Source organism: Nocardia flavorosea NBRC 108225 (assembly GCF_001613385.1).
Taxonomy (GTDB): domain Bacteria; phylum Actinomycetota; class Actinomycetes; order Mycobacteriales; family Mycobacteriaceae; genus Nocardia; species Nocardia flavorosea.
Genome location: NZ_BDCG01000018.1, coordinates 137,513 through 162,934, shown reverse-complemented (window position 1 = coordinate 162,934; position 25,422 = coordinate 137,513). Strand labels below are relative to the sequence as shown.

General features: G+C 68.3%; 19 protein-coding genes. 1 reads left to right on the top strand and 18 read right to left on the bottom strand.

The genetic code is table 11. The features are described from left to right. Positions 1–8: 8 nt before the first annotated feature. The 3 genes from NFL01S_RS24585 to NFL01S_RS24575 form a co-directional block, all read right to left on the bottom strand. The gene (locus tag NFL01S_RS24585; protein ID WP_371851848.1) at positions 9–3,230 is read right to left on the bottom strand and encodes an arabinosyltransferase domain-containing protein; all 3,222 of its coding nucleotides are present in this window, start codon (positions 3,228–3,230) and stop codon (positions 9–11) included. A gap of 242 nt (positions 3,231–3,472) precedes the next feature. After that, complete coding sequence (locus NFL01S_RS24580) at positions 3,473–3,979, bottom strand: WKL family lipoprotein (RefSeq protein ID WP_062978659.1); 507 nt, start codon at positions 3,977–3,979, stop codon at positions 3,473–3,475. A 95-nt stretch (positions 3,980–4,074) separates the two neighbouring features. After that, entirely contained in the window at positions 4,075–5,736 is a 1,662-nt protein-coding gene (locus tag NFL01S_RS24575) for a DNA polymerase IV (protein ID WP_062978795.1), read from the bottom strand. Positions 5,737–6,465: 729 nt separating this feature from the next. Here NFL01S_RS24575 and NFL01S_RS24565 point away from each other — a divergent pair. Then, positions 6,466–7,341 (top strand): UTP--glucose-1-phosphate uridylyltransferase, encoded by an 876-nt coding sequence (locus tag NFL01S_RS24565; RefSeq protein WP_033245111.1) that lies wholly within the window; start codon positions 6,466–6,468, stop codon positions 7,339–7,341. 37 nt (positions 7,342–7,378) lie between these two features. Here NFL01S_RS24565 and NFL01S_RS36315 read toward each other — a convergent pair whose 3' ends face one another. From NFL01S_RS36315 to murD, 15 genes are all read right to left on the bottom strand, one after another. Further along, complete coding sequence (locus tag NFL01S_RS36315; RefSeq protein ID WP_062978657.1) at positions 7,379–7,894, bottom strand: C40 family peptidase; 516 nt, start codon at positions 7,892–7,894, stop codon at positions 7,379–7,381. A gap of 280 nt (positions 7,895–8,174) precedes the next feature. After that, positions 8,175–9,101, bottom strand: coding sequence for a hypothetical protein (locus NFL01S_RS24555; protein ID WP_062978656.1), 927 nt, complete (start codon positions 9,099–9,101; stop codon positions 8,175–8,177). 292 nt (positions 9,102–9,393) lie between these two features. Continuing rightward, on the bottom strand, positions 9,394–12,561 hold the full coding sequence (gene ileS, locus NFL01S_RS24550) for an isoleucine--tRNA ligase (protein WP_062978655.1): 3,168 nt from the start codon (positions 12,559–12,561) through the stop codon (positions 9,394–9,396). Between the two features lie 356 nt (positions 12,562–12,917). Then, positions 12,918–13,115: a hypothetical protein gene (locus tag NFL01S_RS24545; RefSeq protein ID WP_062978654.1), complete on the bottom strand. Its 198-nt coding sequence runs from the start codon at positions 13,113–13,115 to the stop codon at positions 12,918–12,920. A 56-nt stretch (positions 13,116–13,171) separates the two neighbouring features. Then, positions 13,172–14,017: a DivIVA-like cell division protein Wag31 gene (gene wag31, locus NFL01S_RS24540; RefSeq protein WP_062978653.1), complete on the bottom strand. Its 846-nt coding sequence runs from the start codon at positions 14,015–14,017 to the stop codon at positions 13,172–13,174. A gap of 63 nt (positions 14,018–14,080) precedes the next feature. Then, on the bottom strand, positions 14,081–14,383 hold the full coding sequence (locus NFL01S_RS24535; RefSeq protein WP_033245431.1) for a YggT family protein: 303 nt from the start codon (positions 14,381–14,383) through the stop codon (positions 14,081–14,083). 92 nt (positions 14,384–14,475) lie between these two features. Then, positions 14,476–15,252, bottom strand: coding sequence for a cell division protein SepF (locus tag NFL01S_RS24530; RefSeq protein WP_062978652.1), 777 nt, complete (start codon positions 15,250–15,252; stop codon positions 14,476–14,478). 187 nt (positions 15,253–15,439) lie between these two features. Beyond that, complete coding sequence (locus NFL01S_RS24525; protein WP_084493214.1) at positions 15,440–16,312, bottom strand: YggS family pyridoxal phosphate-dependent enzyme; 873 nt, start codon at positions 16,310–16,312, stop codon at positions 15,440–15,442. Between the two features lie 141 nt (positions 16,313–16,453). Then, the gene (gene pgeF / locus NFL01S_RS24520; protein ID WP_062978651.1) at positions 16,454–17,182 is read right to left on the bottom strand and encodes a peptidoglycan editing factor PgeF; all 729 of its coding nucleotides are present in this window, start codon (positions 17,180–17,182) and stop codon (positions 16,454–16,456) included. Positions 17,183–17,464: 282 nt separating this feature from the next. Then, positions 17,465–18,757 carry a cell division protein FtsZ gene (ftsZ, locus tag NFL01S_RS24515; RefSeq protein ID WP_062978650.1) on the bottom strand — a complete coding sequence of 431 codons (1,293 nt, stop codon included), beginning with the start codon at positions 18,755–18,757 and terminating at the stop codon, positions 17,465–17,467. Positions 18,758–19,142: 385 nt separating this feature from the next. Beyond that, complete coding sequence (locus tag NFL01S_RS24505; RefSeq protein ID WP_062978648.1) at positions 19,143–19,808, bottom strand: cell division protein FtsQ/DivIB; 666 nt, start codon at positions 19,806–19,808, stop codon at positions 19,143–19,145. 33 nt (positions 19,809–19,841) lie between these two features. Continuing rightward, a complete protein-coding gene (murC, locus tag NFL01S_RS24500) occupies positions 19,842–21,281 on the bottom strand; it encodes a UDP-N-acetylmuramate--L-alanine ligase (RefSeq protein WP_062978793.1) in 1,440 nt (479 codons plus the stop codon). 68 nt (positions 21,282–21,349) lie between these two features. After that, positions 21,350–22,444, bottom strand: coding sequence for an undecaprenyldiphospho-muramoylpentapeptide beta-N-acetylglucosaminyltransferase (gene murG, locus NFL01S_RS24495; RefSeq protein ID WP_062978792.1), 1,095 nt, complete (start codon positions 22,442–22,444; stop codon positions 21,350–21,352). 74 nt (positions 22,445–22,518) lie between these two features. Beyond that, the gene (ftsW, locus tag NFL01S_RS24490; protein ID WP_062978647.1) at positions 22,519–23,952 is read right to left on the bottom strand and encodes a putative lipid II flippase FtsW; all 1,434 of its coding nucleotides are present in this window, start codon (positions 23,950–23,952) and stop codon (positions 22,519–22,521) included. Then, positions 23,949–25,415: a UDP-N-acetylmuramoyl-L-alanine--D-glutamate ligase gene (gene murD, locus NFL01S_RS24485; RefSeq protein ID WP_062978646.1), complete on the bottom strand. Its 1,467-nt coding sequence runs from the start codon at positions 25,413–25,415 to the stop codon at positions 23,949–23,951. The genes ftsW and murD overlap by 4 nt, the downstream gene beginning before the upstream one ends. Positions 25,416–25,422 lie beyond the last annotated feature (7 nt).

Below are 25,422 nucleotides of genomic sequence, written 5' to 3'. Positions count from 1 at the left end.
TCGGCCACTCACCAGGCGACGTTGATCGGCCCCGGTGTCCAGGTGCCCGGGTGATCCTCCTGCGTGACCTGTGGACGGGCGGGGACCGCGTCCGGATCACGCGGCAGGAACTGCTGGAGCTGGCCCCAATCGCGGTCCCAGTCGTGGTTCAGGTAGGTCGGCAGGGTGCGGGCGTGCAACAGTAGTTCGGTCCAGCCGAGCGGGCCGCCACCGTCGTGGTTCTGCCACAGGTTGGTGTCGTGGGCGCCGACCCGGTCCGGCAGTATGCGGTACTTCGGCACCTCGGCGATGCCGATGCGGTGGTCGAACGGCCGCTGGCACGGGAACTGCAGCCCGACAGCCCAGTCGAGCAGCACCGGATCGGTGGAGCCGACCACCGTGTTCAGATCCTGGGTCTGCGGCATCCGGGGCGGAGTGAAGGCCAGCCACTGCCGCGGATCGCGGTCCCGGTCGTGCGCGACGATACGGACGGTATCGGCGTCGGCATACGGCTCCAGCGGAACCCGCAGGTTACGCCAGGACGGCGCGGGACCGATATCGATCGGGTTCACCCGCCGCAGCGCGACCGGTTCGGTGGCCGAGGCGCCGGGGGCGGTGGTGGACCCGAATTCGAGTTCGAACGATTGTCCGTGGGTGACGACCCCGTCGGCGTCGCGTGACCAGATCCGGCCGGCGGCGCTCACGGCGAGGATATCGGCGCGGTCGGCGACCGGCGGAAGCCGGAACCAGCCGCTGGTCAGTTCCGCCGGACCGTCGGCCTGGAAACTGCCCAGTACCGGTGTCGCGGGGTCGAGACCGAACGGCAGCGCGGGACCGGCGGTTTCGGTGGCGACCCCGGTGCCGCCGCCGGCCCCCATCGAATCGGCGATGGCGGCGTCGGCGCCCTGTTCGGTATCGGCGCTCAGGTCCGCCGCCACACCGGTCGGCGTGAAACCGGTACTGCCGTTACCGGCCAGAGTGGTTGCCGGGTCGCCGGCCAGCGGGGCGAGCATGCCCCGGTTCGGATCGGTTTCGACCAGGACATGCGGGGCCAGCCCGCACGCGTTGCCGGTGAGCGCGCCGAAGTTCGAACCGGCCAGGGAGAACGCCGGATACTGGCTGACCGCGCCCTTGGCGAACGAGGCGACCTCGAAGAGCACCATGAACGCCGCCGCCACCGTGAGCGGCGGAATCTTCGCGAAGCGCCACCCCCACCGGGAGATCCGATGATGTCCGGTATCGGGCGCCCGCACATGCCACCATGCGGCCAGCGCAAGCAGTAGTACCGCACCCAGCAGGAAGACCTTGTTGAGGGCGATACCGGCGATCGAAGGCTGTTTGTCCCACCAGGGGATGCTGAAGGAGGAGACGTACCACCAGCCGTTGGGCCCGGAGAACACCAGCGCCATCAGGAATGCCACTCCGGCGGCGAACAACGCCCGGTTCCGCGGCCCGCGCATGACCCGCGGGCCGACCGCCACCGCGGTGAGCACCGCGACCGCACCCGCCAGCCCGGCGAAAACTCCGAGGTGGTGGGTCCATTTGGTCGGTGTCGTCATCATGAGCACCATGGCGCCGATGGTGACCCCGAGGATCCGGCGCGACGGCCCCACGGCGGCGGTCGGGATCCGGCCACCCTTGTGCAACAGCGTCAGCAGGCAGACCGCCAGCCCGACGACCATCACGAAGATCCCGAACCGGCGGGCCAGCGAACCGTCCACCGTGCCCATGAACAGGTACTGATAGCGGAGGTACTCGTCGAACCACAGCACATTCGGCCCGGCCAGTTCGTGCACCCGGCGCATTTCCTGCATGGCACTGAACGTCTGGTCCGCGAAGGCGACGACGAGCACCAGCACGCCCGCCGCACCGAGCGGGAGCAGCTGTGCGAGCCAGCCGACCTGTCGCACCCGCGCCGAAACGATCTTGAACAGCGGGCGCAGCCCGGCCAGCAGCGCCGCGAGACAGATGAGCCCGTGCGGGCCCGCCGTACAGCTGAACGCCGCGATCAGAATGGCGACCGCAAACGGCAGCAACCGCCGGGTCGCGATCCCGCGCTCCACCGAACACCAGGTCAGCAGGACACCGAGCGCAACCAGCGGCTCCGGCCGCAGGCCGTTGTTGTACGGCAACCACACCGCGAGGAAGACCAGCGCACCGGTCCACGGCACAAACCGGTTGCGGTGCAGCGCGGCCCCGAGCCGGGGCACGACTTCCCGGCTGATCACCAGCCAGGCCACGATTCCCGCCAGCAAGGTCGGCAGGCGCACCCAGGGACTGGCCGTACTCACATCCGCCATCAGCCCGATGAGGTCGTAGTACGGGGTGCCGATCGGATTCTCCGGCACGCCGAAGTACCGGAAGTAGTTCGCCATATACCCCGCGACCTGCGAAGTGCGGCCCATCCCGAACTGATAGCCGTCGTCGGAAGTGGTGGCGCCGATGAAATGCCAGAGCACCAGCGTGCCGAGCACCACGAAATCCACCGGCCGGAAGGTCCACCAGCGGGCCGGCAGAAAGCGCCGGGCACGACGCCCGTCGAGGTTGTCCAGGCGATGCAGGGCCACCAGCGAGAGCACGGTCGCCACTACGGCCGCCCAGATCGCGAGGTGTTTCACCAGGGTCGGGGTGGAGCTGTACCGGCTGTCCACCTCCGCGGTGACGGTGGCACCCGCCGGATCGCCGAGATCGCTGAACACACCGACCATCTGCGGCCGGTAATCCCCGCCCAGCACCACGGGTTCGTGCCCGGTGAGCGTGGCCACGGATTCGGTCATCCCCGCGCCCACGGTGAGCTCACACCCGGGCGCCAGTTCGGCCACCGGCACGCTGAACAGCGACTGGTTGCGCAACACCACGTCGAGTACGGGGCCGGATTCGGGCGTAGGCGGCCGGACCTGGGCCAGGAACCCGTACCGCTCCAGATCGGGGGCGCCGTAGGGCGCGGTGGCGGAGAGCACCCCACCGGCAGGCAACTGCTGAATCGCCGCGCAGGGCACGGTGGCTTCGAAGCTCAGCGGCGCATAGGCGACCAGCGGCGCCTCGACCGACGCGGCGGAATCGTCCTGCGGCCAGGACAGTGTCGCCGCATCCACTCGTACCGGCAGGAACGGAACCGCTACCGCGAGCAACGCCCCGATCAGGGCCGACACCAGGGCCACCGGCCGTGCCCAGCCGCCCCGCCTTCGGGGTCGCGGACTTTCGGAGATCTCTGCCGGCTCGGACGCCGCCACCACCATCGTGTCAGCCACGGAGCGCCATCCTAATGGGCGCGATCACGGCGGCCACATCCACAGATACCCGCGGTCCGGGCCCTGCGCCGGCGCCTCCCGGCGCAGGGCCCGGACCAGCGCTTGCGCCACCGGGCGCCCCTCGGGACAGTCGCGCGTTCCCCTGCATCCCTGCATGCCGCCGATCCGGAGACAGAGCCATCCGACACAGAATCGGCCGGCCCGCACGGATGCGGACCGGCCGATTAATGCATACGCCCGATTCAGGCCGCGCAGGCAGGCGACTGGATCTGGGCGTTGGCGAGCATGGTGCAGGTCCACTGCTGCTGGACCTTCCACACCCCGTCCTCGGCCACGAACGGCACATCGGCCACATTGGTCTGACCGTTCAGTGTGAGGTTGGCCTTGGCCTGGATCTCGGTACCGAAATCCTGCACGTCGGTGACCTCGATCGTGGCGCCCGACTGGGCGTAGAACTGGCTCAGCTTCGACGGCAGCTCCGGATCGGCCTCGGCGCCCTGCACCATCTCCAGCTTTTCCTCGTTCGGAACGTTCGGGTCGAGCGCGCGCTGGAGCTGAGTGTTCAGATCGGCCGGGGTCGGGACGGGCGGCGTCTCGGCCTCCGCCTCCGTGGTCTCGGCCGCGGCCGTGGTGCTCGTCGCCGCTGCGGTGTCCGAGTCGGAATCATCGCTACCACACGCCGTCAGGGTCAGCGCGGCCGCGGCGGCCAGGCCGGCGATCGCGATACGTCCGGTTTTGCGAAGCTTCAACTGCTCGTCCTTTGCGTTCGGGGTTCGGTGTCGTGCGCTGCGGCAGCCCCACCGGAACCGGCGACGCTGCCCGGCACCAACCTACCCGGCGGGGTTCAGGACAGGCTGCCGAGCGGGTCCGCAGGGCGCAACTCGGTGTTGTCGGCAGCGAAAGTACGCGCGATCCCCGGCCCTGTCGAGCGGGACTCGAACCGCACGGTCACCCGCCCGTGGCCTGCCCCCTGCACCCAGCCGAAGCCGAATTCCGGATGCAGAACATCCGATCCGGCCCGCCAGTCCACGACCGGACCAGCGGTTACTCCCGGATCCGCGGCCGTGCCGACGGTTTCGGGGCGCGCCATCCCGACCGTCCCGGCGGAGGCACCGGAAGAGGCCTCGCCCACGGTAGATCTCACCGAATCCACAGAGCTCTCTTGCTCTGGTGCCACAAACTCGGGCTCGGCCACCCGCTTCCCGGCACCGGCCGGGTACGAGTCGCTGTCCACCGAGACCCCCGCGGGGAACTCCTGCCCGACCGGTCCACTCGCCTCGCCGTCCGATGCCCCGCTCGCGAAATCGCGTACCGGCGCCTCCGTTTCGCCGTGGCCGGCGATGTCCACACCGGGATCCGTGGAATCCGCTCCCCGCCGGTCCAATTCGGGAAACAACGATTCCTGCCGGATCGTCGACAAACCCGCGTACCCGACCCCTACCAGCCGCACCGGCCCCAGATCCCGCGGGTCCAGAGCCGCCCGCTGGGCCGCGGAGGTGAGCGTGGCCAGATCCTCGGTCGCGTAGGGCAGAGTGCTGGACCGGGTGGTGATACTCATGTCGGCGCGTTTGAGTTTCAGCACCACGGTGCGCGCGGCCCGCCCGTCGCGCACCAGCCGCCGGTGCGCGGCCGCGGCCATCTCGGTGATCGCCGGGCGTAGCCGTTCCAGCGTGACGATATCGGTTTCGTAGGTGGTTTCGGCGCTGATCTGTTTCGCCTCGGCACGCTCGGCGACCGGCCGATCGTCGATACCTCGGGCCAGCCGGTGCAGTGCGGCGCCGATACTTCCGCCCAGGATCGATTCGGCCTCCACCTCGGGCAGAGCCGCGAACGCCCCGACCGTTTCGATCCCGAGTGCTCGTAACCTGCTCTCCGCCACCGGCCCGATCCCCCAGAGTTTGCGCACCGGCAACCCGGCGAGCAGCTCCTGCTGCTCACCGGGCGCGATCACCCTGATCCCGTCCGGTTTGGCCATTCCCGAAGCTATCTTGGCGAGTTGCTTGCCGGTACCTACACCCACCGAAGCTACCAGCCCGGTACTTTCCCGCACCGCCGCCCGCAACTCCGCGCAGAAATCCAGCACCGCGGACACGCTCGCGCCCGCCAGTTCCGCGGGTTCACCGAACGCCTCGTCGAACGACAAGGTTTCCAGCACCGGAATCCGCGCCCGCAAGGTATCGAACACTCGCCCGCTCAGCACGCCGTACAGCGCCCCGCGCGGCGGCACCACCACGGCCGTCACCCCGACCAGCCGCCGCGCCTGATGCATCGGCATGGCCGACCGCGCCCCGAACACCCGCGCCTCGTAACTGGCCCCCGCCACCACCCCGCGCGCCCCGGTCCCCCCGACGAGCACCGGCCGGCCCCGCAACGTCGGCCGGGTGAGCTGCTCACAGGAGGCGAAGAACGCATCCATATCGATGTGCAGTACCCAGCGCCGCGCCGTTTCCCGGGCGAACACGTGCCGAGGTGCTCCGGAACCCGGCTCGGAGCGGTCGCCGTTCACCACCGGACCTGGTTCCACATCACCCGCACCGCTGGTCACGCCCCTGTTGGTACATACCGCGCAATCTACGCGCGAGCACCGACAGCCCGGCCGGGCACCGGCGGCGACCGCTGCGCGTGGCGCCGTGCCCCGGCCAACGCAGGATCGGATCGGCGCCGGGCTCGCACCGGCCGGTCGCCGGCCAACAGTTCCCTGCCGGCTCCGGACGCGACACGGCGGCCAGGGCCACCCCGCTTCCCGGGCGCGCAACGGAGCCCGGCGAAAACCGTGGGGACACTGTCGGCGCCGACATCGCCGGATACCTTCCGAACCGGCCGGCCGAACCGGCGAAGGCCTTCGTCCGACTCCTTGCCGGTGGGCGCGGTCGGTCCGATCTCGGCCCGCATGCCGGATGCCCTGCACACTCGGTGGCACGCCGACACCGAGCACTCGGGGATCGAGCCTGCGCCGTACACCGCAGTTCCTTGCTCACGGCCGGCCGGGCCGGGGGCCGGGAGCTACCGAGCCCACCTGTATCAGGCACGAGCATCGCGGTGCTTTCCCGAATTCGGGCCGTGGATGGCCACCGCAGGCCGGGCCGGTCTGTCCGCTCTCCGTCGTGCCGGCCGATTCGGCCCGGCATCACCGACAGCCGCGTTCGGCAAGGTCACGCGGGCAGTTCGCCGGCGGAAACGCGCAACCTTGGGGCCGCAACCCACGCGCGCCACGGGAGAGCCATAAACTCGGCCCATGATGATCCGCAAGGCTGTCATTCCCGCTGCCGGTATCGGCTCCCGGCTGCTGCCGCTGACGAAGGCGATCCCCAAGGAGATGCTGCCGGTCGGCGACAAGCCGGTCATCGAGCATACGGTGCGCGAGTTGGTGGCTTCCGGGATCACCGATATCACCATCGTGGTCAGTGGTGGAAAATCGCTGATCCAGGATCATTTCCGGCCCAATCCGGCGCTGGTCGCCCAGTTGCGCGCCGACGGCAAGACCGCTTACGCCGATGCTGTGGAAGAAGTAGGCGAACTGTCGCGGCTCGGGCATATCACCTACCTGGATCAGCACGGCCCGTACGGTAACGGCACCCCGGTGCTGAATGCGGCCCGCGCCGCCGGCGACGAGCCGATGCTGGTGCTGTGGCCCGACGATGTGTTCGTGGCCGAGGTACCGCGCGCGCAGCAGCTCATTCGCGCCTACGAGGCCACGGGATGCCCGGTATTGGCGTTGATGCCGATGAACCCGAACGAATCCCAGCGCTACGGCGTCCCGGTGGTGCGTGAGGATCTGGACGACGGATTGTTGCGGATCTCCGGCCTGGTGGAGAAGCCGAAACCAGCCGATGCGCCGTCGGCCTATGCGGCGATCGGCGGCTACGTCGTCACACCCGGAATCATCGACGAACTGCGGACGCAGACCGAGAACTGGTACACCCATCGCACCGGTGAGGTGTATCTGACCGATTCGATCAACGCCTACGCCGCCGACCACGCCGTGTACGGGCAGGTCATCCAGGGACGCTGGTACGACACCGGCAATCCCGGCGACTACCTCGTCGCGCAGTTCGCCTCGGCGCTGGCTCATCCCGATTACGGCCCGCTGCTCCGGCGACAGGTGGAGTGAGCGAGGCGGGCCGCCGTCACCGACCCGCCCGGAAGCCTCAGAAGCGCCGGATACTGTGCACGTAGAAGTGCTCGAGTGGCGTGAGCCCGACCGGGACACCGGCGCCGTAGGCATTGAGCACCTGCCCGGATCCGGCGTAGATACCGACATGGGACGCATCGCGGTTGATGATCACCACATCCCCCGGGGCCAGCGCATAGGGGGGCACCGCCGCGCCGACCTCCGCCTGCTCCCAGGTGGTGCGTGGTAGCGCCACGCCGACCTGGCGGAACGCCCATTGCACCAGTGCCGAACAGTCCCAGGTGTCCGGTCCGGTAGCGCCCCATTCGTACATTTTCCCGGTCTGCGTGCCGGCGGCGGCGAGGGCGCCGAGACCGGCAATCGTCGATACCGGGAGCCCGGCCGAACCGCTGGCGCTGAGCGAACTGGAGCCCGAGGCCGATCCGCTCGCGCTGCCGGAGGGTTGTGCCCAACCCGGTGCGGCCGCGACCGCGGTGACGGCCGTGGTGAGAAGTAAGCCGGCGATACCTCGCCGCAGAGCGATCCCGATCACGTGCCCACCCTTCTGCCGGTCGATGCACGAGACACCGTGGGGCGTCCCGGTTTACTCGCGGCATCCGCCGAGTAGCCGGCTACCGCGGACCACTGGAGCTACGCCGGAGCGAATTCACTCCGACGCAACTCCACTCAGGTAGAACCGAGCGAAATGATCACCGTTCCCGCTGCTCCCAACGGAACGGTCGCAGCTGTATCGCGATGATTGTGCCCGGCAGAAGGGCGTTCACCAAGCACCCTGGCAAACTTCTAGCATGTGATCTAAATCACAAAAATGTTTATTGCGTTTGCGTCAGGATGTCGTTCAGGGTCTTCAGCACCGCGTCCTTGGTGGCCGACGGCGACTCCACGAAGACCCCCACCTGCCAGACCGGTTCACCACCGGGCTCGGCGGCGACATACCGGCTGAGATCGATGGTGTACTTACCCTTGTCGTTGGTGGGTGTCTCCACATACGAGGTGTTCGGATCGAACTGTTCCGCCGCACCTTCCTTGTCGAACCAGTCCGCGTCGAACCGGGTCCGGGTGGCCGCATCACAGGTGGACGGGCATTTACGCAATATCAGGTTGACTCGCTGACCGGCCGAGGAATCCTGCTCGTCGACGCATCCCCACGCCTGTGCCTCCGGGATGGTATCGATCGAACCCTTCATACAGCCCCAGGAGCCCGGCGTCCGGAACGCGAAAGGCCAATCCTTGAAGGCCATGGTGTAGGTGTCCTCACCGTCTTCGAAGGTCGGCCCGAACAATACGACCGGCGACAGCCCCTCCTTCAAAGCCGGCGCGCCTTCCATCGGCGGAGCCGCGCTCGTGGTGGTCTCGGTGGCCGTAGTCGTTGTCGTACCGGTCGTTTCCGTGGCGCCCGCCGCCGCGGCGGTGTTCTCCTCCGAACCCCCCGACCGTAGGATCACCAGCCCGGCCACACCGGCCAGCACCAGAACCACCACCACGGCCAGCACCGCGATCAAGGTGGCATTGTTGTTCCGCGGTGGGCCTCCCTGCCCGCCGGAGCCGAGCGGCGGTACTTCCCATGCGCCCGACTGCGGAACAGGTTGCGGAACCTGTCCCGCGGTCTGTCCCCATTGCACCCCCGGCTGACCGCCCTGGGACTGATAACCCTGTTGCCACTGCCCCGAAGGGGAGTCCTTTTTCTGTTGCCCCTCGGGCGCGTGCTGCCACCACTCGTCGGGGTTGTCCGAAGCCATAGGTGCATACCCTAGTGGGACACTCCATCCCGGTCATGGCCACAACATCTCGGGCACCAGCGCCCGCCGGGCACGATCGTGCGAAGCACCGCAGCTCCGTCGACTCGGTGCAGCGAGGCAGGGCCGGCAATTCCGTTCGTCCGGCGTAGCCGGCCGGCAGCCGGTGCGGTGATCGCCAGGGAATCCGGCTCCGACATCCCGGTGATGGCCGCCGACTCCAGGAAAGCGGGTAGATCGGCGATGGGCAGTGATGCCGAGCGCACACCACCGCACATCGCCGAAGCCCGCTTGCCTAGTGGCTCACCTTCGCGATCCGGGCCCGCGACCCACCCGTCAGCTCGGCACCATCCGGACCGGCCGGGCCGAATTCCAGCTCGACAGCCAGGATCTCGCCGGCGATGAGTTCCCGGTGGGTCCGCGCCCACTCCTGCCGGTCCGCCGGAACCTCGAGTGTCGCGGTGATCCGGTCGGAAACCTCCAGCCCCAGCGATTTCCGGGTCTCCTGCAGATCCCGGATGATATCGCGCGCCCAGCCTTCGGCCTCGAGTTCCTCGGTGACCACCGAATCGAGCACGACCAGCCCGGCATGACCGGGCAGTGCCGCGGTGGATTCCGGTTCGGCGGCCACGAGGCGCTGCGTGTATTCCTCGGGCAACAACTCGATTCCGGCCGCGGTGACCACACCGTCGGCGCTTTCCGTCCATTCCCCGGCCTTGACCGCCTTGATCACCTGCTGAACCTCGCGACCCAGCCGCGGCCCCGCCGCCCGGGCGTTGACGGCCAGTTCGAACCGGCCGTGCGCGGCGACATCGGTGGTCAGATCGACCTTCTTGACGTTCACCTCGTCGGCGATGATGTCGGCGTAGGGCGCCAGCCGTTCGGCGTCGGCGGCGGCGATGGTCACCTCCGCGAGCGGCAACCGGACCCGCAGCTGCTGCGCCTTGCGCAGGCTCAGCACGGTCGAGCACACAGTGCGCGCCTCGTCCATCGCCGCGACCAGTTCCGGATCGGCGGGCAGCGTATCGGCAGCGGGCCAATCGGCCAGATGCACGGATCGTTCTCCGGTGAGACCGCGCCAGATCACCTCGGCCACCAGCGGCAGCAGCGGCGCCGCCAGCCGGGTCGCGACCTCCAGCACGGTGTGCAGGGTATCGACCGCGTCCCGGTCCTCGGCCCAGAAGCGCGAACGCGACCGGCGCACATACCAGTTGGTCAGCGCGTCGGCGAAGGTCCGCAGCTCCTCACAGGCGCCGGCGATATCGAACTCCGTCAGCGCGGCGGTCATCACATCCCGCGTCTGCGCCAGTTTCGCCAGGATGTAGCGATCCAGCACATTCGCCGAATCCGTACGCCAGGTGCCGGTTTCGGGGGCGTACAGCTGTAAGAAGGTCCAGGCGTTCCACAGCGGCCGCAAGGCATGGCTCGCACCCTCTCGGATACCGCGTTCGGTGACGATGAGGTTCCCGCCGCGCAGGACCGGCGAACTCATCAGGAACCAGCGCATCGCGTCGGAACCGTCGCGCTCGAACACCTCGTTGACGTCCGGGTAGTTGCCCTTGGATTTGCTCATCTTCAGGCCGTCGTCGCCCAGCACGATGCCGTGCGCGACCACGTTCTCGAACGCGGGGCTGTCGAACAGCGCCGTGGCCAGCACATGCAGGGTGTAGAACCAGCCGCGGGTCTGCCCGTTGTACTCGACGATGAAATCGCCCGGGAAGTGGGAGTCGAACCAGTCCTTGTTCTCGAACGGGTAGTGCACCTGGGCGAAGGGCATGGAACCCGATTCGAACCAGCAGTCCAGTACTTCCGGCACCCGGCGCATCGTCGAGCGCCCCGTCGGATCGTCGGGGTTGGGCCGGGTCAGTTCATCGATCATCGGCCGGTGCAGATCCGTGGGCCGCACCCCGAAATCGCGTTCCAGTTCGTCGAGCGAACCGTAGACATCGATACGAGGATAGGCAGGATCGTCGGAGGTCCACACCGGGATCGGGCTGCCCCAGTAGCGGTTCCGGCTGATGTTCCAGTCCCGGGCGCCTTCGAGCCATTTGCCGAACTGGCCGTCCCGGATATGTTCGGGCACCCAGTTGACCCGCTTGTTCAACTCCACCATCCGGTCGCGGAACTCGGTCACCCCGACGAACCAGGACGGCACCGCCATATAGATCAGCGGCTGCCCGGATCGCCAGCTGTGCGGATAGGAGTGCTCGATGGTCTCGTGCCGCAGCAGTTTCCCGGCTGCCTTGAGATCCTTGATGATCACCGGATTGGCATCGAAGACCATCAGCCCCTCGTACGGGGGCACCATCGAGGTGAACTTGCCGCCCGGGTCGAGCGGCTGCACCAGTTCGATCCCGTTGGCGCTGCACACCTCCATATCCTCTTCACCGAAGGCGGGCGCCAGATGCACCAGGCCGGTACCGGAGTCGGTGGCGACATAGTCGGCCGACAGCACCCGGTGCGCCCCGGGATGGCCGACGAAGAAATCGAACGGCGGCCGGTATTCGAGGCCCACCAGCGCGGCGCCGTCGTACTCGCCGAGCACTACCGGCTCCTGGCCGAGTTCACGGGCGTAGTGGCCGAGCCGTTCGACGGCCAGCAGGTACCGCTTACCGTCGACACCGCGAACCTGCACGTAGCGCACATCCGGATGGACCGCGATCGCCAGATTCGACGGCAAGGTCCAGGGGGTGGTGGTCCAGATCAGCGCCGCCGCACCATCGAGTCCGGCCAGCGGATGCTCGGCCGGTACGCGCAGCACCATATCCACGGTGACCGCCGGATCCTGGCGCATCTTGTAGGCGTCGTCGAGCCGGGTCTCCTGATTCGACAGCGGCGTCTGCTCGTACCAGCTGTAGGGCAGCACCCGGAACCCCTGGTAGATGAGCCCCTTCTCGTACAGCGATTTGAATGCCCACATCACCGACTCCATGAAGTCGAGATCGAGGGTCTTGTAATCGTTGTCGAAGTCGACCCAGCGCGCCTGACGCGTCACATAGTCGCGCCATTCCCCGGTATAGCGGAGTACCGAATTCTTGCACGCCGCATTGAATTCCGCGAGACCCATCGAGTCGATCTGTGATTTGTCCGTGATACCGAGCTGCTTCTCCGCTTCTATTTCCGCGGGCAGTCCGTGGCAGTCCCAGCCGAATCGCCGATCGACCCGTTTCCCGAGCATCGTCTGGAAACGTGGGATGACATCTTTGACGTATCCGGTGAGCAAATGTCCGTAGTGCGGCAGACCGTTGGCAAACGGCGGGCCGTCGTAGAACACGAACTCACCGGCGCCGTCCGGGCCGGCCGCATCCGGCGCGGGGGCGCGGTTGTCGATGCTGGCGCGGAAGGTTCCGTCGGCGGCCCATGCGTCCAGGACGGCCCGTTCCATCTCGGGGAAGGTCACGCCCGACCCGCCGCCGAGATCGACGCGCGGATATGCGCTGCTGCTGGAATTCTCGTCCGCCATCGCGGATTCACATCTCCTCGTGCCCGGCGCCGCAGCGCTCTCGTATCCGGCACGGGGACGACGACCGGCGCAATCGGTGCTCCGGTACCGCGGTACCACCCCGCTTGTCCACCTGCCCGGCAGGGGCGGGCGGACCACTCGTTTCCAGCTGTGACGGGCTGACCCGTTCGGTTCTACTGAGCGTGTGCGGCAGCGCAGGAGCCGCTGCACGGCGCCGTTCTTCCGAAAGCTCCCCGGTGATGGCCGGATCGTCGCCTATCAGGTTTGATTCTAACCGTGACGGTCAACTACTTATAAGGCCCGCCCCGCCGCGCACCACGGAAGGACAGTTCGGTTCTCGTTCGTAGTAGTCCTCGTCAGTGTTTCGCGTGCTGATCCCGCGGCGGCAGTTCCTCCTCGGGTGCACGCATCGACAGCGCGCTCACCAGCAACACCACAGCACCGAGTCCGCACACCACGATGCAGCCCCAGGCCCAGACCACCGACCCCGTGGTCAGCGACAGGATCAGCAGAACCAGGCCGATCGCGGCGAGCGCCAGTGTCAAGACAAGCATGTTGACCCCCAGGACAGCAGGCCGGGTGCCCGTTCGCGCCCAGCGGTATCGAGCGCTTACTCGCCCTGGCCGAACGATGCGGGAGCAAGCTGGTTGGCCCCGGTATCGAAGGTGTCACCCTCGTCCACCGGTACGGCCGACCCCCGGTTCTCCAGCTCTTCGAGCTGCGATTCCAGGTACGATTTCAAGCGCACCCGATACTCGCGTTCGAAGGTTTTGAGGGTCTGGATCCGGCTCTCGAGAACATTGCGCTGCTGGGTGATGGTGCCCATGATCTCGGTGTGCTTGCGCTCGGCATCGGCCTGCAGCGCGTCGGCCTTCTCCTTGGCCTGCCGCAGCTGGCTGTCGGACCGGGTCTGCGCATCGGAGAGCATGGCATCGGATTTGTGCCGGGCGTCGGCGACCATCTCTTCCGACCGGGCCCGCGCATCGTTGACGAGCCGCTCGGAATTGGCGCGGGCATTGGCCAGCAAATTCTCGGCTTCGGTTTTCGCGTCGCTGGTGAGCCGGTCGGCCATCTCCTGCGCCAGGCTCAGCACCTTCGCGGCCTGCATATTCGCGTCGGCGCCCGCATCCGCCGCGGCGGGCGCGGCCGGAACCGCGGGGATGGGGACCGAGGGCGGCGCCTGGACCGGCGGTTTCACCGGTTCCGGCGGGGGTGCCTGCTGCACCGGTTTACCGAGCCCGGCACCGGCCGGACCGCGGCTGCTCTTGGCATCGGCCAGCTCCGCGTCGAGTTCGGCAACCCGCTGGCGAAGATCCGCATTCTCTTCGATCAGCCGGGAAAGTTCCTGCTCGACCAGATCCAGGAAGGCATCGACTTCGTCCTCGTTGTAGCCGCGTTTCCCGATAGGCGGTTTGCTGAACGCGACGTTGTGCACATCGGCTGGGGTCAGCGGCATGGAAGGATCCCTTCGCGCGTTGTCAGATCTAGCGGCTCTGGCAAGTCTTCTCGGACCATTCTGTCACACCGGAGCTACCGACCCGCCGAGGCCGCTGACGACGGACATCAGGATGAACACCAGGAACAGCAGGACCATAATCGACAAATCCAGTCGAATTCCGCCCAGCGAGACCGGTGGTATCAACCGTCGCAGCAGCTTCACGGGGGGATCGGTGATCGTGAAGATCACCTCGAGTATCACGACAACCACCCCGGTGGGACGCCAGTCACGGGCGAAACTACGGATGAACTCGACGATCACCCGACTGATCAGCAACAGCCAGAAGATGAACAGTACGAAGTACAGCACCGCGAACAAGGCCACGGTCTCACTCTGCCGCAAAATCGGCGCGGTGCAAAATGCCCGCGCCGACTTCGGTCCCGGCAACGTCGCGCCCGCTCCGGGCGCGACGGCCGCTATTTCTGGTTGTAGAAACCGGTTTCGGCGATCCGGCGGCGCTCCTCGGCCGATACGTCGACATCGGCCGGAGAGAGCAGGAACACCTTGGTGGCCACCTTGTCGAACGAGCCACGCAGGGCGAACGCCAGCCCGGCGGCGAAGTCGACCAGACGTTTGGCGTCGGCGTTGCTCAGGTCGACCAGGTCCATGATCACCGGGTTACCCTCCCGGAACCGTTCACCGATGATCGCCGCTTCGCTGTAGTCACGCGGGCGCAGCGTGGTGATCTTGGACAAGGGACCTCCGTCCTCGAAGATCGCGGGACGGCGGGCGGCGGCCGGTTCGGGACGGACCCGTTCGGCCAGCCGTCGCTCCTCGGCATCGGGATCGACTGCCAGCGCTCCCCTGGTCGCGCCGCGCAGGGAGGCACCGCCGCCCGGACGATACCGGCCGGACGCGGCGGCGTCGATCCGGGTGGGGCGGCGCGGACCCTCGTAATCGTCGGCGTAGGTGTCGCCCGGGTAGTCGTCCCGCCGGGGCGGCGGGTAGCTGGGCTGGTACGAGGACTTGTACGGCGCCTCGCGGTAGTCGGCACCGTCGTAACGGTCCTCGGCGTACCGGTCGTAGTCCGGACGGTCGTCGTAGTCACGGGGAGCGCGGTCGGAGTAGTCACGCGGCCGGCGTCCGCCGCGATCCTCGACCCCACGGGGGGTGCGATCGTCGACGTAGTCGTCTTCGTAATCCTCGAGCGGAACCATGCCGAAGTACGCCTTGAACTTGTGCAGTGTGCTCATGATTGCGCCTCGCTGTCGCTCGGCCCGTACACGACCACGCTCGTGGCTGCGCCCACTACTCGCTCGCTGCGCTCGCTCATTCTGGTCGACCTTCCTTCGGCCCCGGTGGCGGCCGGGTGTTGAAGTCTTGCTCAGCCCTCGTCGTGTCCCAGCATATGTGTCGAATGTGACTGATGAGGTTTGTTTGCTACGCCGAGGTTATCGGTCGCTCCCCCATGAGGGCGGTACCGACACGCACACACGTCGATCCATGGGCAATAGCTCTTTCAAGATCATTGGACATCCCGGCGGACAGTTCTGTGGCAGTGGGATGCGCTGCACGTAAGCGGCTGTGGACCTCGGCCAGCCGCGCAAATTCCGCGTCCGGGTCGGCGACCAGCGGCGGAATAGCCATAATCCCTGCCAACCGGAGCTCGGGGGAGCTCGCGATCCGATCCGCCAGCGCCGGGACACCGGCGGGTTCCATCCCGCCGCGGGCCGGATCGGCGTCCAGGCTCACCTGGATCAGCACCTCCAACGGCTGCTGCCGTTCACCGGCGTCCAGTGCCGCGGCGACCGCTGTTTCCAGTGCGGTCGCCAGACGTTCGCTGTCCACCGATTGGACGGCATATGCCCAGCGCGCCACCTGCCGCGCTTTGTTCCGCTGCAACCGGCCGATCAGATGCCAGCGCAGGGGCCGTAAATCGTGCAGCTCGCCCGCTTTGGCACCGGCCTCCTGAGGCCGGTTCTCACCGAAGTCGTGGCGGCCCAGACGATGGAGCACGGCGATATCCGAGGCCGGAAAATATTTTGTCACCGGCAACAGCCGCACCTCGCCGGAATCGCGGCCTGCGGCCGTGCACGCTGCCTCGATGCGGGCGAGCAGGCCGGTGAGCCGGCGAGCCAGCACATCGGCGCGGGCCGTACTTCCCGGCCCCGACGGACCACTGTCCGGGACAGCGAATCCGCCCTGCGGCACCGCGCCACCTGCTTCCTGTGGCCCATCGCCGGGCGTGCGTTCCGCCGAACCCTCCGGATCCCAGGCGCATTCGCCCCGCACGCCACGCCCGATCCCACTCATCGTCGGCCGCCGATCCGGTTTCCGCGTATCGCCGTGATCATGAATCTCCTCCTCCGCACTCGGAAACCGGATCCGCGGCCCGGCGCCGCGATCCGCGCACTACCGGATCCCCGGCAGACCCTCCGGGGTGCGCCGGAGCGCCTAGGTGGCGTGCTCCATCCAGATAACGCTGCCCAGCCGGCCGGTCGGCGCGCCGCGGCGATGACTGAACAGGGTGGTGTCCTCGATGGTGCAGCGCGGATCCTCGGCGACGGCGCCGACGCCGGCCGCGGTCAGCTGACGCCGGATTCCGGCACGCAGATCCAATCCCGGTGTACCCCGCACTGTTGTCGTGGCACTGCCGGGCAGATGCGCCTCGACATCGGCACGCATCTCGGCCGGCACCTCGTACTGCCGCCCGCTGGCCGCCGGCCCCAGCAGCGCGCCGATTCGCTCGGGCCGCGCCCCGGCGGCGACCATCGCCTCCAGCACGCGCGGCACGATCCCGATCCGAGCCCCCACCCGGCCCGCGTGGACTGCCGCGATCACACCGGCTTCGTCGTCGGAGAGCAGGATCGGTACACAATCGGCGGTCAGCACCACCAGCGCCAGCCCGGGCCGCGCGGTGACCAGTGCGTCGGTGCCCGGCACCGGTTCGTCGCGCGGGCCGTCGACCGTCACTACGGTTCGCCCGTGGATCTGATCCATCCAGATCAGATGATCGGCGGGTAGGTCCAGCGAGGCGGCGAGGCGGGCACGGTTGCGACGCACCGCTTCCGGGTCGTCACCGACGTGGTCGCCCAGATTGAACGAATCGTAGGGTGGCGCGGAGAAACCCCCCGCGCGCGTGGTCACTACCCGTCGAACGGTGAGTACCGGTGGCGCAGTCATGATGTCGAGCCTAATGGGCGCAACGCGCGTACCCATTCACCGACCGCTCGCGGCGAACCGAATGGGATCGCGTGCGGCCGGGGATACCGAGGCCCCGGCCGGCGCATGCCCGGACCGCACGGCACGGGACGCGGTGGCCGGGATACCGGAGTACACACCAGGTCACTGCCTGGCGACGAAGCTCCGGCACCGGCGAAAGCGCCTGGGGCCTCGAACAGTGCCGGTACGCCGGCGGTCGCCGACGCCGCTATCGTCCGCCCCGGGCACGCCATGGCGGGTCGGTCAGCGACGCATGAAATCCGGGACGTCGACGTCGTCGTCATCGTCGGGCAGTTCCGGCGACGGCTGGATATGCGACCGGCTGTTGTGCGTGAGGGTCGGATCCACCGGCGGACGGCTGCGTTCGGTATCGCGGTAGCTCGGCGCCGGGCCCCGGGCGACCGACGAACCGGAATCCGACGACCGCAGGGACGCGGGCTCTTCGGAATGGCCGCGTGCGGCACCGAGTTCGGCGGTACGGGAGTGACCGAGTTCGGCGCTGCGCGCAGACTGCGCGGAGATCTCCGCCGTCCGCCCGGAACCGAGCGATCCCCGGCTGCTCGCCGTATCGAAGGTGCGTCTGGTCGGACCGCCGCCGTCGAACCCGGCGGCGATAACGGTTACCCGTACCTCGTCGCCGAGCGAATCGTCGATCACCGTACCGAAGATGATGTTGGCCTCGATATGGGCGGCTTCCTGCACCAGCGATGCGGCCTCGTTGATTTCGAACAGGCCGAGATCCGAACCGCCGGCGATCGAGAGCAGGACGCCGTGCGCACCGTCCATCGAGGCCTCGAGCAGCGGCGAGTTGATCGCCGCCTCGGCCGCTTTCACCGATCTGCCCTCCCCCCGGGAAGAACCGATACCCATCAACGCGCTACCCGCGCCGGACATCACGCTCTTGACGTCGGCGAAGTCGACGTTGATCAGGCCCGGGGTGGTGATCAGATCGGTGATGCCCTGCACACCGTTGAGGAGTACTTCGTCGGCGGAGCGGAAGGCGTCCATCAGGCTCACCGCCGCATCGCCGAGCTGCAGCAGCCGGTCGTTGGGGATCACGATCAGGGTGTCGCAGGATTCGCGCAGCATATTGATGCCGACCTCGGCCTGGTTACCGCGGCGTTTGCCCTCGAACGAGAACGGCCGGGTGACCACACCGATGGTCAGCGCGCCCAGTTTGCGCGCAATACTCGCGACCACGGGCGCACCGCCGGTACCGGTACCGCCGCCCTCGCCCGCGGTCACGAAGACCATATCGGCGCCCTTGAGCACCTCTTCGATCTCGTCCTTGTGATCCTCGGCGGCCTTACGGCCTACCTCCGGGTCGGCGCCGGCGCCGAGTCCCCGGGTGAGCTCACGCCCGACATCGAGCTTCACGTCGGCATCGCTCATCAGCAGTGCCTGGGCGTCGGTGTTCACCGCGATGAACTCGACACCCTTCAGGCCTTGCTCGATCATTCGGTTGACGGCGTTCACGCCGCCGCCGCCGATACCGACGACCTTGATCACGGCAAGGTAGTTGTGCGGGGGCGTCATGAGCTCTCGCCTTCCTTCGATCCAAAGTCTGTCGTTTCCGGATACCCCGTACCGGTCCGTCTGATCGCAATCCGCGAACCGTGATCCGGGCGAACCCTGAACCTCAACCATAGGGTTGGAGTTATGTCAAGTATCCGACTGGTGCCGAACGCTATTCGCCGCCGTCTCGATCCGCTCGCAGGCGCGCCGAGACGATCAGCAGTTTCTTCGGCGAACTCGCCGCCGTTGCGGCGGTGCCCGTCGTATCGTGAACGGTTGCCGTACGGCGCGCGCCCACATCGTGGTACGCCCCCGGCACCCGCGGCGGGAAATCGCCGCGCGATCGCCCGGGGACGCCGCGGCGCGGCGAACCGGACAGGGTCGAACCGAACAAGATTGCTGGAACTCATTTTACCGTGACCAGACTGGGACTCGAGACGTCGAACACGGTTCCCGGACGCGTCAGTAGCGGTAGCACCACCGCCGATTTGCGTTCGCCGTCCTCGCTGCTGCCCCACAGTACAGTGCGACCGTCGCGCAGTGTCAGCGAAATATCCGAGACGGTTTCGGCGCGCACACTGTCCACCTGCACCGTCAATCCCGGTGGCAGCACTCTCACCACGGCAATCGCCGCCCGGGTGAGTGCATCCGCACTGCCCGGTTTCTCGGTCTCCAGCTTCGGAACTCCGATCGGTGCGGGCTCGATCGCGTACTCGATTCCGTCCGCGTCGAGCAGATGTGCCCCCTCGGCGGTGTCGTAGTACAACACCGGGGTGCGCGGCTCGATCCGCACCCGCACCGTCGACGGCAGCACCCGCTGCACGCGCGCACTGCGCACCTTCGGAATACTCGCCACCCGCTGGGCCATTGCGGCGGTATCGATCCGCAGAATCGATCCCTGGTCCGGAATCTGCAGCAACTCCCGGATCCGATCCTCGGGTATCGCTCCCGCCCCTTCGATCTGCACCTCGCGTACCGACAGCATCGGCGAGAACCATGCCAGCGCTGCAAAGGTGAGCGCCAGCGCTACCGCGGGCACCGCCCACAACCGGAAACGCCGTGACCCGAGCATCCCGAATCGCCGCGCCCCGGACCGCACTCCGCGTCACCGCCCGTACTGCGGACGCGCGCGTAGTCCGTCCAGGATCTGGCTGCCGAGCATGGTGACATCCCCGGCGCCCATCGTTATCACCACATCGCCGGGCTGGGCGAGACCGGCCACCTGCCGGCCCACCCGCGACATATCGGGCTGGTAGTGCACGGGTTTGCCGACCGACTGGGCGACCAGGGCACCGTTGACACCGGGTAAGGGTTCCTCCCGGGCGCCGAATACATCGAGCACCACCACCTCGTCGGCCAGATCGAGTGCGGCCGCGAACTCGGTGGCGAAAGTCGCGGTACGACTGTACAGGTGCGGCTGGAAGACCACGATCACCCGGCCGCGGCGCGACCGCGCACCGTCGCGCGCCTCCTGATCGACCAGTTCGGCGGCGGCCCCGAGCACGGCGCGGACCTCGGTGGGATGGTGGGCGTAATCGTCGAAAACGCGGACGCCGTTCTCCCGGCCCACGAACTGGAACCGGCGGTGAACGCCACCGAAACCCTCCAGCCCCTGGATGATCTCGTCGATATCCGCGCCCGCGGCCCGCGCGGCCAGCAATGCGGCCAAAGCGTTGAGCGCCATATGGCGGCCCGGTACCGACAGCCGCAAAGTGCGCGGTGCGGATTCGCCGCTGAGCTGGAACTGGGCGATACCGCCCACATCCCGCGGTTCCCAGCTGTGCAACCGGACCCCCACGGGAACCGGCGCATCGGGCAGATCACCCGAACCGTATCCGAGGACCTCGACCCCGCGCTCGGTCAGCCGCGGTCCGACCCGCTCGGCGAGAGCTCGCGCGCCCGGATCGTCCAGGCACACCACCAGCAGGCCGCCGGCCGCGAGCCGGTCGGTGAAATCGTCGAAAACCTGTACATAGGCATCGTCGGAGCCGAAGAAGTCGAGATGGTCGGATTCGATATTGGTGACCACGGCGACATCCGGGTCGTACTGCAGCAGCGATCCGTCGCTCTCGTCGGCCTCGGCGACGAAGGTGTCACCGCTGCCGTGGTGGGCATTGGTACCCGCCTCGTTGAGCTCACCGCCCACCGCGAACGACGGGTCCAGCCCGCAGTGCTGCAGCGCGACGATGAGCATGGAGGTGGTGGAAGTCTTGCCGTGCGTCCCCGAGACCAGCAGGGTGCGATGGCCGCTCATCAAGGCGGCGAGGACGGCCGGCCGCAGCACCACCGGAATCTCGCGGCGCCGGGCCTCGACCAGTTCGGGATTGGTTTTGGGGATGGCGGCGTAGGTCGTGACCACCACCGTGGGACCGCCGGGCAGCAGGTCCAGGGCGCCGGCATCGTGGCCGATACGCACTTGTGCCCCGCGCGCCCGCAGAGCCAGCACACCGCGGCTCTCCTTGGCATCGGAACCGGACACCGCACCCCCACGCGACAACAGGATCCGGGCGATCCCCGACATCCCCGCGCCACCGATTCCGACCATATGTACCCGGAGCAGCTCCGGCGGGAGCGTGCCCGGCCCGGCGGGAACTGCCGTCACCTGGTCCTCGCTCACCGGCCCGCCGCCCGCAGCACGATCCGCGCGACCTCGTCGGCGGCGTCGCGGTGACCGGCACCGGCAGCGGCCCGGCCCATCTCGGCTATGCGTGCAGGATCCGTGAGCAGCGGTATCACCTCATCGATCACATACTTCGCGGACAGTTGCGGGTCACCGACGATTCTGCCACCACCGGCGGCGACAACGGGCCGGGCATTGAGTTCCTGTTCGCCGTTTCCGTGTGGTAGCGGCACATACACCGCAGGCAGGCCCACCGCCGACACTTCGGCGACGGTCATCGCGCCGCTACGGCAGACCACTGCGTCGGCGGCCGCGTAGGCCAGATCCATCCGCGAAAGATAGGGCACCGCGACGTAGGGGGCGTGCGGGTCCGGGGACGGCACCTCGAGGTTGTTCTTCGGACCGTGCGCATGCAGGACCGAGATACCGGCCGCGGCCAGTTGCGGCGCGGCGCCGGAGATCGCGGCGTTGATCGACCGCGCGCCCTGCGACCCGCCGAACACCAGCAGCACCGGCCCCTCGGCGGGCAGCCCGAAATGGTCACGGGCCTGCGCCCGCAGTCCGGCCCGGTCCAGCGAGGTGATCGCCGAACGCACCGGGATCCCGACGATATCGGCACGGAGTCCCGAATCCGGGACTGCCGCGAGCACCCGCGCGGCCCGGCGGGCCCCGACCTTGTTCGCGATACCGGCTTTTGCATTCGCCTCGTGCACCACGATCGGCACCGCACGCCGGCGGCGCAGCACACCGGCCCCGGCAGCCAGATACGCAGGCAGCGCGACATAGCCGCCGAATCCGACGATCACATCGGCACCGACCTCGTCGATGATCTCCCGGGTACGCGCCACCGAGGCCCGCACCCGGCCCGGCAACCGCAGCAGATCCATACTCGGTTTCCGCGGCAACGGCACCGGCGGGATCAGCTCGAGCGGGTAGCCGCGCTCGGGAACCAGCGTCGTCTCCAGCCCGCGCCGGGTGCCCAGCGCGGTCACCCGGGTGCCCGGGGCCAGCCGGCGCAGCGCATCGGCCACGGCCAGGGCCGGTTCGATATGTCCCGCGGTGCCGCCGCCGGCGACGATCACCGATATCGCGTCCGCACGTGGCGCCGGATCCGGACCCGTATCCGGCCGGGTCGAATCCTCGTGGGCGGACTGAGCTGCGCTCACCTGTACTTTCCCCGTTCTCGTCCGTGTGTCACCGAATAGCTGGGTTCCCAGGCCCGCGTCGCCCGCAGCGTATCGGTACCGCGGCTGTTGGCCCGGGTACGGGTACGCGGCCGGTCATCGTCGCGCGGGGTCGCGCGGGCGGGTGCTTTGCTGCCGGCGGCCGGCGTACCCGAACGCGACCGCGGCGAGTGGTAGATCTCCGGTTTGGGCAGGCGCAGCAGCCGGCTGACCCGGCCGTCCTGCCCGGCGTGCAGGGCCGCCACCGCCTCGGGTTCGTGCCGGGCGGCGTTGGCGATGATGCCGAACATCAGCAGGGTCAGCGCGAGCGACGAACCACCGGCCGAAACCAGCGGCAGCTGCAGCCCGGTCACCGGTAGCAGGCCGACCACATACCCGATGTTGATGAGTGCCTGAGCGGTGATCCAGGTGGTAGCGGTGGCGGTGAGCAACCGCAGGAAAGGATCCACCGAACGCGCCGCGATCCGCAGACCGGTGTAGACGAACAGCGCGAACAGACCCAGCACCAGGGCACACCCGAGGAAGCCCAGTTCCTCACCGATGATGGCGAAGATGAAATCGTTGTGGGAGTTGGGCAGGTAGCTCCATTTCGCCCGGCTCTGGCCCAGCCCGCGCCCCCACAGCCCGCCGTCGGCGAGCGAGTACGTGGCTTGGCGGGCTTGGTAGTTGATGCCCTGCGGATCGTCGCCGGGGTTGAAGAACGCTCGCATCCGGTCCGAGCGGTACCCCGCCGACAACGCCAGTACCAGGGCGGCGATGGCGCCGGAGGCAAGGATCGCCAGGAACAGGCGCACCGGCAGGCCGCCGAACCACAGCAACGCCAGCAGGACGATGCCCATGGCGATGGTGGTGGACAGGTTCGGCTGCAGCACGATCAGCAGGCAGACCAGCAGCCCGGCGGGCACCAGCGGTACCAGCAGGTTCTTGAGCCCACCGGGATCGTTGGCGGCCCGCGCCGCCGCGCGGCGCGAAACCAGCAGGTGGGCGCCCCAGATCACAAAGGTCACCTTCACGACCTCAGAGGGCTGGATGGAGAACAAGCCCAGGTCGATCCAGCGCCGGGCGCCGTTGACGGTACTGCCCACCCCGGGGATCAGCACCAGCGCCAACAGCAGCACCGACGCCGCGAACAGCGGAAACGACACCTGCCGTAGCCAGCGCAGCGGGATCCGCAGCGCCAGATAGAACAGCACGGCGCCGATCACCGCGTACATGGCCTGCTGGACGAACAGCGCATACGCCGATCCGCCGTCTGCGTACGATTCCACGCTCGAGGCCGACAGGACCATCACCAGGCCCAGCACGGTGAGCAGGGTGGCGATGGTGACCACCAAGTGGAACGAGGCGAGCGGTCGCGCCAGCCAGGCGCCGAATCGGCCGACCTGTACCTGTCGCGTACCGCGCGGACTCATAACCGCCGCCCGAGGTCCTCGTCCTTCAGCTCCTCGACCGCGCCGGCGAAACTGCGGCCCCGGTGGGTGTAATCGGTGAACATATCCAGCGACGCCGCGGCCGGTGCCAGCAGCACCGTATCGCCCGGCCCGGCAAACGCCGCCGCCTCCCGCACCGCGCGGGCCATGACCGCGTCGGCGACAGCGTAATCCGGCGAACCGGTGATCGCTTCGTTCATGAGGGCCTGACCCATGCCGGAATGGTCTCGCGTATCCAGCTCCACGACGGGGACTTCCGGTGCGTGTCGCGCCAGTGCGGCCGCGATCACGGGGGCGTCCATGCCGAACAACACCACGGCGACCAGCCGCTCGGCCACCTCCTCCACCAGGTCCTCGACGCCGGCGCCCTTCAGCTGGCCCCCCGCCAGCCAGATCACATGCTGGTGAGCGAGGATCGACGAACGCGCGGCATGCGGGTTGGTGGCCTTGGAATCGTCGACGAACTCCGCACCGCCCAATTCCCGCACCAGCGCCGACCGATGCGGGCCTACCTTGTGCGCCACCAGTCCTTCGCGGACGAATTGCGGCGCCACATCGATCGCCCGGGTCAGCGCGGCCGCGGCCAGGGCATCGGCGATACCGGCCGGACCGGGTGGGCTGATCTCCTTGGACTCGGCCAGGATCGCCGCCTTGGTGAACGCGCGGTCGAGGAGTTTGCCGTCGACCACGCCGAGTTCACCGTCGGCGGGCACACCGATACGGAACCCGATGGTGCGGCGTGCCTTGGACCGGCGGGCCAGCCCCGCGGCGATCGGATCGTCGAGCCCGACGACCCCGATGCGGCCCAGCAGGGCCCGCGCCTTGGCGGCGGCATAGGCGTCGAGACCGCCGTGCCAGTCCAGATGGTCCTCGGCCACATTCAGCACCACACCGGCCTCCGGGCGTACCGAGGGTGCCCAGTGCAGCTGGAACGAGGACAGTTCCACCGCCAGCACCTGCGGCCCCGGGCTGCGGCGCAATGCGTCCAGGATGGGCAGGCCGATATTTCCGCAGGCCACGCTGGGGACACCGGCGGCCCGCAGAATGGAGTGGGTCATCGCGGTGGTGGTGGTTTTACCGTTGGTCCCGGTGATCACCAGCCATTTCCGTACCGGACCGTAGAGCCGCGCCTGATCGACCCACCAGGCGAACTCCACATCACCCCAGACCGGGGTTCCCTCGGCCACCGCCGAGGCCAGCACGGGCGAATCCGGCCGCCAGCCCGGGCTGGTGATCACCAGCGCGAACCGCGACCAATCGGTGTTCTCCAATTCGGGCGCCGGGGCGATATCGAGCCCCAGTTCGGCCGCCTCGGCCAGCGCGCGGGCTCCGTTGTCGGTAACGACCGGCCGGGCGCCGATATCGCGTAGCGGCGCGATCAGCGAGCGACCCGACACTCCCCAACCGGCGACCAGAACCTCCCGGCCGCGCAAGAATTCCAGCATGGGCCCC

Excerpts from the sequence above, each read along its gene's own strand:
- murC (WP_062978793.1), bottom strand. The coding sequence starts at position 21,281 with ATGGTCGGAATCGGTGGCGCGGGGATGTCGGGGATCGCCCGGATCCTG.
- ileS (WP_062978655.1), bottom strand. The coding sequence starts at position 12,561 with ATGGCGGACGAGAATTCCAGCAGCAGCGCATATCCGCGCGTCGATCTC.
- NFL01S_RS24530 (WP_062978652.1), bottom strand. The coding sequence starts at position 15,252 with ATGAGCACACTGCACAAGTTCAAGGCGTACTTCGGCATGGTTCCGCTC.
- NFL01S_RS24505 (WP_062978648.1), bottom strand. The coding sequence starts at position 19,808 with ATGCTCGGGTCACGGCGTTTCCGGTTGTGGGCGGTGCCCGCGGTAGCG.
- NFL01S_RS24555 (WP_062978656.1), bottom strand. The coding sequence starts at position 9,101 with ATGGCTTCGGACAACCCCGACGAGTGGTGGCAGCACGCGCCCGAGGGG.
- NFL01S_RS24545 (WP_062978654.1), bottom strand. The coding sequence starts at position 13,115 with ATGCTTGTCTTGACACTGGCGCTCGCCGCGATCGGCCTGGTTCTGCTG.
- wag31 (WP_062978653.1), bottom strand. The coding sequence starts at position 14,017 with ATGCCGCTGACCCCAGCCGATGTGCACAACGTCGCGTTCAGCAAACCG.
- NFL01S_RS24525 (WP_084493214.1), bottom strand. The coding sequence starts at position 16,312 with ATGAGTGGGATCGGGCGTGGCGTGCGGGGCGAATGCGCCTGGGATCCG.
- ftsW (WP_062978647.1), bottom strand. The coding sequence starts at position 23,952 with ATGAGTCCGCGCGGTACGCGACAGGTACAGGTCGGCCGATTCGGCGCC.
- ftsZ (WP_062978650.1), bottom strand. The coding sequence starts at position 18,757 with ATGACGCCCCCGCACAACTACCTTGCCGTGATCAAGGTCGTCGGTATC.
- murD (WP_062978646.1), bottom strand. The coding sequence starts at position 25,415 with ATGCTGGAATTCTTGCGCGGCCGGGAGGTTCTGGTCGCCGGTTGGGGA.
- pgeF (WP_062978651.1), bottom strand. The coding sequence starts at position 17,182 with ATGACTGCGCCACCGGTACTCACCGTTCGACGGGTAGTGACCACGCGC.
- NFL01S_RS24565 (WP_033245111.1), top strand. The coding sequence starts at position 6,466 with ATGATGATCCGCAAGGCTGTCATTCCCGCTGCCGGTATCGGCTCCCGG.